This is a genomic window from Streptomyces sp. NPDC127117, assembly GCF_042677325.1.
Taxonomy (GTDB): Bacteria; Actinomycetota; Actinomycetes; order Streptomycetales; family Streptomycetaceae; genus Streptomyces.
Genome location: NZ_JBHXTM010000057.1, coordinates 1 through 7,663, shown reverse-complemented (window position 1 = coordinate 7,663; position 7,663 = coordinate 1). Strand labels below are relative to the sequence as shown.

The following is a 7,663-nucleotide window of genomic DNA, read 5'->3' as shown; positions in this document are numbered from 1 at the left end:
GGGGGTCTGGGGCGCCTGGCGGTGGCGTGTTTTTCGCCCGCGGGGGGGGGGGGGGGCCCCCCCGCCGGGGGCCCCCCCCCCCCCGCCGCGTCCTGCCTGTCTCAGCCCTCGTCCGGGGCCAGCCGCAGCGAGATCGAGTTGATGCAGTACCGCTGGTCCGTGGGGGTCGGGTAGCCCTCGCCCTCGAAGACATGGCCGAGGTGCGATCCGCAGCGTGCGCAGCGGACCTCGGTGCGGACCATGCCGTGGCTGCGGTCCTGGATCAGTTCGACCGCGTCACTGTCCTTCGGGTCGTAGAAGGACGGCCAGCCGCAGTGCGACTCGAACTTGGTGTCCGAGCGGAACAGGTCGGCGCCACAGGCGCGGCAGGAGTAGACGCCCGTGGTCTTGGTGTCGGTGTACTCGCCGACGAAGGCGGGTTCGGTGCCGGCCTGGCGCAGGACCGCGTACTCGGCCGGGGTCAGCTCCGCCCGCCACTGCTCGTCCGGCTTCTCGATGTCGTACGACACGTCGCTCCCTCAGCTCGACAGGTGGTCCAGGATCTGCGGGCCGAGGTCGGTGACGTCGCCCGCTCCCATGGTGAGAACGAGATCGCCGGGCTTCGCCATTCCCGCGACGACCCCGGGAACCGCGGCCTTGTCGTGGACGGCGGTGACGTCGGCGCCCGCGGCCCGTGCGGCGTCGATGATCAGGTCGCTGGTGATGCCGGGGATCGGGTCCTCGCGGGCCGGGTAGATGTCCAGCACCACGGAGGCGTCGGCCAGCGCGAGGGCCTGGCCCATCTCGGTGCCGAGTTCCTGGGTGCGGGAGAAGAGGTGGGGCTGGAAGACGACCAGGAGACGGGCGTCCGACACGGCGCCGCGCATCGCTTCGAGGTCCGCGGTCATCTCGGTGGGGTGGTGCGCGTACGAGTCGATGACCTGCACGCCCGCCACCTCGCCCTTGAGCTGGAGGCGGCGCTTGACCCCGGTGTACTTGCCGAGGGCCGAGGCCAGGTTGTGCGCCGGGACGCCGAGGGCGACACCGGCGGCGAGGGCCGCGACGGCGTTGAGGGCGTAGTGACGGCCGGGCACGGAGACCGTGAACGTGAGGAACTTCCCGTTCAGGACGACCGTGACCTCGCTGGTCAGTCCGCGCGGGGTGATCTTGTGGACGCGTACGTCGGCGGCCTCGGCCTCGCCGTAGGTGACGACGTTCAGCGAGGGGAGGGACCGGACCCGCTCCGTCAGCTCGACGGCGCCGGCCTGGTCGGCGGAGATCACCAGGGTGCCGCCGGGGACGATCTTGCCGGCGAACGCCTCGAACGACTCGTGGATCTCGTCCATCGAGGCGTAGTTCGCGTGGTGGTCCAGCTCGACGTTGAGGACGATCGCGACCTCGGGGTCGTACTTCTGGAAGCTGCGGTCGCTCTCGTCCGCCTCGGCGACGAAGATCGGTCCCTCGCCGTGCGCGGCGTTGGTGCCGGGGCCGGCGAGGTCGCCGCCGATGGCGTACGAGGGGTCGAGGTTCAGCTCGGTCAGGGCGACGGCCAGCATCGACGTGGTGGTCGTCTTGCCGTGCGTACCGGCCACCGCGAGGGCACGCAGCCCGCCCATGAGCGAGGCGAGCGCGTCGGAGCGGTGCACGACGGGGACCGACAGCTCGGCGGCGCGCAGCAGCTCCGGGTTGTCGGCGCGGATTGCGCTGGAGACGACGACGCACGAGGCGTCGTCCGCCAGATGTCCGGCGGCGTGCCCGATGTGGACGGTCGCCCCCAGCGCCCGCAGTGCCTCGGCGGTACCCGACTCCTTGGCGTCGCTGCCCGCGACCTTGGCGCCGCGCTGGGCGAGGATCTTCGCGATGCCCGACATTCCGGCGCCGCCGATGCCGATGAAGTGCGGCCGTTCCATGGCGGCAGGAATACCGGGTGCCATGCGTGTGTCTCCCAGAGGTCGATGCGGGTACCGCAGTCGGTACGAGGTGCCCGCCCAGCCTATTCGCTGTGCGCGAAGAGCTTGAGCACCGGTACGCCGACCTTGTGACGGGCCCTGGACGCCCAGTCGCGGTGGAAGAACTCCTCGACGTAGTGCGGCGCGGTCAGCACGATGACCTCGTCCGCCTCCGCGTCGTCGACCACGGACTTCAGCTTGTCCAGCGGGTGGTCCTCGATCACCTGTCCGACCGCTTCGGAGCCGGCCTGCCGCAGCGCCTCCAGTGACACTTCGAGCGCGAGTTCGGCGGGTCGTCTGGCGTTCTCGCCCTCCGGCTCCTCGCTCTCCCTGGCGGCTTCCTTGAGTTCGCCCATCGCCAGGTCGTCGATCGCCCGCAGCAGCACATCGGCCTGGTCACCGCGCGGCTGCATGAGCACGACGAAGGAGATCTGCTCCTCCCCGTGCAGGGTGGTGACGAACTCGACGTCCTCGGAGGTGAGAGGCTTCTCGATCATCAAAACGCTGGTGAACACCACGGGCGCCCTTCTGCTTCAGTGACCGTCGCCGATCACTGCTGAAACCATCCTTCCCCGTGCTCGCACGGGGTCTGCGAGAGTAATTGTGCCCACCGGAAGCTAACCGGAACGGCAAATTCCGCTGAATGTCAGCTCCGACGGTACCGAGTGAAGAGGAACCCGGCCTCTTCCAGCATCGATGCCAGGGCGAATCGTTCCGGCACAGCCACCGAGGGGCCGCCCGCGATCCGCTGCGCGCCCCCGGCGGTCATCATCGGCGAGAGGGTCAGACAGAGCTCGTCCAGCACCCCGGCGGCCACGAACTGGCCCAGCATCCTGGGGCCGCCCTCGGTCAGCAGCCGCTTGAACCCGCGGTCCGCCAGCTCCCGCACGGCCCTGGCGGGATCCACCCGGGAGCCCTCCCCCGCGGTCACCACCTCGGCGCCCGCCCGGCGCGCCTCCTCGATCCGGCCGGGCGGGGCCCCTGCGCCGGTCAGTACGAGGGTCGGGACGAGCGGCTCGGTGAAGAGCGGCAACGAGAAGTCGAGGTCCAGACTGCCGCTCACCACGGCGATCGCCGGGGCGGGCCCCTGCCCGGCCGCGGCCCGGCGGGCGGCGAACGCCTCACGGGCCCTGGCCGGGCGGTAGCCCTCCAGGCGTACCGTCTCCGCTCCGGCGAGGACCACGTCCGCCAGACCGCGCAGGGTGCCGAAGATCCGCATGTCGCTCTCGCAGGAGATCGGCTGCGAGCGGCCGTCGTGCTGGGCGGCCCCGTCGAGCGTCGAAACCATGTTGGCGCGCAGCCAGGGGCCGTCCTGCTCGGGGTAGGCGTAGGCGTCGGCCAGGGCGTCCAGACTCCACTCCCCCTCGTCGTCGGCCGGTGTCAGGTCGGTCACAGGGAAGAGGCGTCGCATGTCGTGCAGTCTGGCACGGCGCTTAAGGTTGAGAGTTGTGTCGTCCTCCACAGCCCTGCCGGGGCAGAGCCCCATAGCCGAAACGGCCCCCCTGTCCCTCTGCGCACTGGAGCCCCGCGTTCCCGCCGACCGGCTGGTCGCCGAGATGGTGCCGCCGCCTCGCTTCGACTCCGTGCGCTTCGATACGTACGTCCCGGACCCGAACCAGCCGAGCCAGACCGAGGCGGTCCAGGTCCTGAGCGGCTTCGCGGCCGGGCTCGGCGGGGCGCACGCCAGCGGCTCGGGCAAGCGCAAGTGGTTCAGCAGGAAGCCCGCCGCTCCGTCGGCACCCCTCGGGGTCTACCTCGACGGCGGCTACGGCGTCGGCAAGACCCATCTGCTGGCCTCCCTCTGGCACGCCACCCCCGCCGCCCCGTCGCTGAAGGCGTTCGGCACCTTCGTCGAGCTGACGAACCTGGTCGGCGCGCTGGGCTTCCAGCAGACCGTGCAGACGCTGAGCGGGCACCGGCTGCTGTGCATCGACGAGTTCGAGCTGGACGACCCGGGCGACACCGTGCTGGTGTCGTCGCTGCTGAGCCGGCTGGTGGAGGCGGGGGTCGCGCTCGCCGCCACCTCCAACACGCTGCCCGGCAAGCTCGGCGAGGGCCGGTTCGCCGCGGCGGACTTCCTGCGGGAGATCCAGGGGCTGTCCGCGCACTTCCGCCCGCTGCGGATCGACGGCGAGGACTACCGCCACCGGGGGCTGCCCGAGGCGCCCGCACCGTACTCCGAGGAGCAGGTCACCAGGGCGGCGTACGCCACCGAGGGGGCCAGCCTGGACGACTTCCCCTCGCTGCTCGACCATCTCGCCCGGGTCCACCCGAGCCGCTACGGCGCGCTGACGGACGGCCTGCGGGCGGTCTGCCTCACCGAGGTCCAGCCGGTCCCCGACCAGTCGACCGCGCTGCGGCTCGTCGTCCTCGCCGACCGGCTGTACGACCGGGAGGTCCCGGTGCTCGCCTCCGGGCTGCCGTTCGACCGGCTGTTCAGCGAAGAGATGCTGAACGGCGGGTACCGGAAGAAGTACTTCCGGGCGATCTCCCGGCTGACGGCGCTGGCGCGTGACGCGAAGGGGCTGGTGGCGCAGTAGGTTCGGGGGCGTACCACCCGAAGCGCCCCCGGGCGCCCCGGGGCTCCCGTAGCGACCGCGCACACCGTTTGAAGGGATCCAGCATGGCTACCACCCGCCAGGCCCACACGGTCTGGGAAGGCAACCTGATCGAGGGCAAGGGTGTCGTCACCTTCGACTCCTCCGGCATCGGCGAATTCGACGTCTCCTGGCCGTCCCGCGCGGAGAAGGCGAACGGCAAGACCTCTCCCGAGGAGCTCATCGCGGCGGCCCACTCCAGCTGCTTCTCGATGGCGCTGGCCCACGGGCTGGCCTCGGCCGGCACCCCGTCGACCCAGCTGACCACCACGGCCGACGTCACCCTCCAGCCCGGCACCGGCATCACCGGCATCCACATCACCGTCCAGGGTGTGGTGCCCGGCATCGACGAGGCGGACTTCGTCAAGGCCGCCGAGGACGCCAAGGCGAACTGCCCGGTCAGCCAGGCGCTGACCGGCACGACGATCACGCTCTCCGCCTCGCTGGCCTGACCACAGGGGCCACTCCCGGCCCGGGACACACCTGCGGCACAGTGACCCGCATGGTTCCCGCGCGGCTGTACGCGTGGTACACACATGCGGGTCACTTCTCCTGTCCGCCAGCAGGGAGTTGCCCCATGTCATCAGAGACGTCACGACCGACCGCAGAAATGTCGCGACCCGCCGCCACCCGCCGTCAGGTCCTGGCCGGCAGCGGCGCGGCCATCGCCTCCGTCGCCTTCACCGGAGCGTTCTCCGAACTCTTCGCGGGCACCGCGGCCGCCCGGGGACACAGCGGGTACGGCCCGCTGGTGCCCGACCCCGACGGACTGCTCGACCTTCCCGGAGGCTTCCGCTACCGGGTGCTGTCCCGGGAGGGCGACCCGCTCCGCTCCGGCGAGGGCCAGGTCCCCGGCAACCACGACGGCATGGCCGCCTTCGCGGGCCGCCACGGCCACGTCCGCCTGGTCCGCAACCACGAGAACCGCGCCACCGCGAAGCGTCCGGTCCCGGTCGTCGAAGGCCTCACCTACGACCCGATGGGCAAGGGCGGCTGTACGGCCCTGGAGCTGGACGGCCGCAACAACGTCCTCGGTGAACGCGTCGCCATCGCCGGTACGGCGGTGAACTGCGCGGGTGGCCGCACCCCCTGGAACACCTGGCTGACCTGCGAGGAGACCGAGGACAGAGCCGGCACCAACGGCTACACCAAGGACCACGGCTTCATCTTCGAGGTGGACGGTGCCGATCCGCACCGCACCGGGGCAGTGCCGCTCACCGCGATGGGCCGCTTCCAGCACGAGGCCATCGCGATCGACCCGAAGAGCGGGATCGTCTACGAGACGGAGGACGCGTTCGAGAAGCCGTTCGGGCTCTTCTACCGCTTCCTGCCGAACAAGCCGCTCGGCGGTACGGGCTCGCTGCGGGCCGGCGGCCATCTGGAGGCCATGCGGGTGCCGGGCGTCCCCGACCTCTCCGTGGTCCAGGAGACCGGTGCGAGCTTCGAGGGCATCGAGTGGGTTCCGGTCCCCGATCCGCTGGCGGCCGGGACACCGATCCGGTTCCAGGACTTCGGCCCGAAGGGCATCACCCACGCGCAGAAACTGGAGGGCTGCTACTGGGGCGGCTCCTCGGTCTACTTCGTCTCCAGCTTCGCGCACAGCGCGGAGGGGTCGGCCGCCGACCACTACGGCCAGGTCTGGCGGTACGAGCCGAAGCGGCGCCGCCTCACCCTCGTGATCGTCTTCGGCCCCGGCACCGACGTGCAGTTGCCGGGCGAGTCCCCGGACAACATCTGTCTCGCCGCCGACGGCGGGCTGATGGTGTGCGAGGACGGCGGCGGCGCACAGCATGTGTTCGGGCTGACGCGGCGCGGCGAGGTGTACGCGATGGCGCGGGGCCGGCAGAACATCGGGACACCTCAGGAACCGGAGTGGGGAGAGTTCGCCGGGGTCACGTTCTCGCCGGACGGCGGGACGATGTTCGTGAACTGCTACACGCCGGGAACCACGTTCGCGGTGACGGGACCGTGGCACTGACGTACTGATCCACCAAAGGTGTCGGAGGGGGCGGGCAGCCGGTGTCCGCCCCCTTCGCGCCGCCCGGACCGGGGTCCGCGTTCCGCACAGCGGAACAGCGGGCGGGAGGGCCGGACGAACGGCCCGCGGGACGACGGATGTTGATCGAGGAAGCTGCGGCGGGACGCCGTTCGTGGAGATAGGCTCCCGCCTGGTTCCGCGTGCCTCCGCGGGACCTGCCGCACCGGCCGGGACGGAAGAACGCCTTGTGCTCGCCGGTGCACCGCATGTTTTCCACAGCCTCGAAACCAACCCCGATGGGACGTGAACAATGAGGCGCGAAACCGCACGGCACGACATCACCGTCGTCGGCGGCGGACTGGCCGGTGTGTGTGCGGCGATAGCCGCCGCCCGGCTGGGCCGTACCGTGGCACTCATCAACAACCGGCCGGTTCTCGGCGGGAATTCCAGCAGCGAGGTCCGGGTCTGGGTCGTCGGCGCCACCGCGCACGGCAACAACCACAACGCCCGCGAGGGCGGCATCATGGGCGAGCTCTTCGTCGAGAACCAGTTCCGCAACCCGGACGGAAATCCGTACTACTGGGACACGGTCGTGCTGGACGCGGTCCGGGCCGAGCCCGGGATCACGCTCTACCTCAACACCGACGTCAGGGAAGTGGACGCCCAGGGGCCCGAGGACGCCCGGCACATCACCGCCGTCACCGGGTGGATGATGGGCTCCGAGCGGCACATCCGCTTCGAGAGCGAGATGTTCCTGGACTGTTCGGGGGACGGTCTGATCGGCCACCTGGCGGGTGCCCGGCACCGCATCGGCCGGGAGTCGCGCGCCGAGTACGACGAGGCTTGGGCACCCGAGGAGGCCGATCGCATCACGCTGGGATCGACCCTGCTCTTCTACACCAAGGACGCCGGGCACCCGGTCAAGTACGTGCCGCCGTCCTTCGCCAAGAACATCGCCGAGACCTCCATCCCGCAGCGGCGCATCATCAAGTCCGGTGACAACGGCTGCGCGTACTGGTGGATCGAGTTCGGCGGTGAGCTGGACACGGTGCATGACAACGATGCCATCCGTGACGAGCTGTGGGCGGTCATCCACGGCATCTGGGACCACATCAAGAACTCCGGCGAGTTCGACGCCGCCAACATGACGCTGGAATGGG

General features: G+C 70.7%; 8 protein-coding genes. 4 read left to right on the top strand and 4 right to left on the bottom strand.

Annotated features, from left to right (window positions below; translation table 11 throughout):
* Positions 1-101 precede the first annotated feature (101 nt).
* The 4 genes from msrB to ACFVH0_RS33730 all read right to left on the bottom strand — a co-directional run bounded on the left by msrB (position 102) and on the right by ACFVH0_RS33730 (position 3,339).
* Positions 102-509, bottom strand: a complete 408-nt coding sequence (gene msrB / locus ACFVH0_RS33745) for a peptide-methionine (R)-S-oxide reductase MsrB (protein WP_124721182.1) — start codon at positions 507-509, stop codon at positions 102-104.
* Between the two features lie 9 nt (positions 510-518).
* Complete coding sequence (murC, locus tag ACFVH0_RS33740; protein WP_385826482.1) at positions 519-1,913, bottom strand: UDP-N-acetylmuramate--L-alanine ligase; 1,395 nt, start codon at positions 1,911-1,913, stop codon at positions 519-521.
* A gap of 59 nt (positions 1,914-1,972) precedes the next feature.
* Positions 1,973-2,425 carry an indole-3-glycerol phosphate synthase gene (locus ACFVH0_RS33735; protein WP_385826481.1) on the bottom strand — a complete coding sequence of 151 codons (453 nt, stop codon included), beginning with the start codon at positions 2,423-2,425 and terminating at the stop codon, positions 1,973-1,975.
* Between the two features lie 149 nt (positions 2,426-2,574).
* Positions 2,575-3,339 (bottom strand): pyrimidine reductase family protein, encoded by a 765-nt coding sequence (locus ACFVH0_RS33730; RefSeq protein WP_385826479.1) that lies wholly within the window; start codon positions 3,337-3,339, stop codon positions 2,575-2,577.
* 37 nt (positions 3,340-3,376) lie between these two features.
* Here ACFVH0_RS33730 and zapE point away from each other — a divergent pair, with 37 nt between their 5' ends.
* The 4 genes from zapE to ACFVH0_RS33710 all read left to right on the top strand — a co-directional run.
* On the top strand, positions 3,377-4,468 hold the full coding sequence (gene zapE / locus ACFVH0_RS33725; protein WP_385826477.1) for a cell division protein ZapE: 1,092 nt from the start codon (positions 3,377-3,379) through the stop codon (positions 4,466-4,468).
* Between the two features lie 83 nt (positions 4,469-4,551).
* The gene (locus ACFVH0_RS33720) at positions 4,552-4,977 is read left to right on the top strand and encodes an OsmC family protein (protein WP_385826475.1); all 426 of its coding nucleotides are present in this window, start codon (positions 4,552-4,554) and stop codon (positions 4,975-4,977) included.
* 158 nt (positions 4,978-5,135) lie between these two features.
* On the top strand, positions 5,136-6,503 hold the full coding sequence (locus tag ACFVH0_RS33715) for an alkaline phosphatase PhoX (protein ID WP_385826473.1): 1,368 nt from the start codon (positions 5,136-5,138) through the stop codon (positions 6,501-6,503).
* 310 nt (positions 6,504-6,813) lie between these two features.
* Positions 6,814-7,663 (top strand): FAD-dependent oxidoreductase (locus ACFVH0_RS33710; RefSeq protein ID WP_385826471.1); only part of this gene is annotated, 850 nt, incomplete at its 3' end.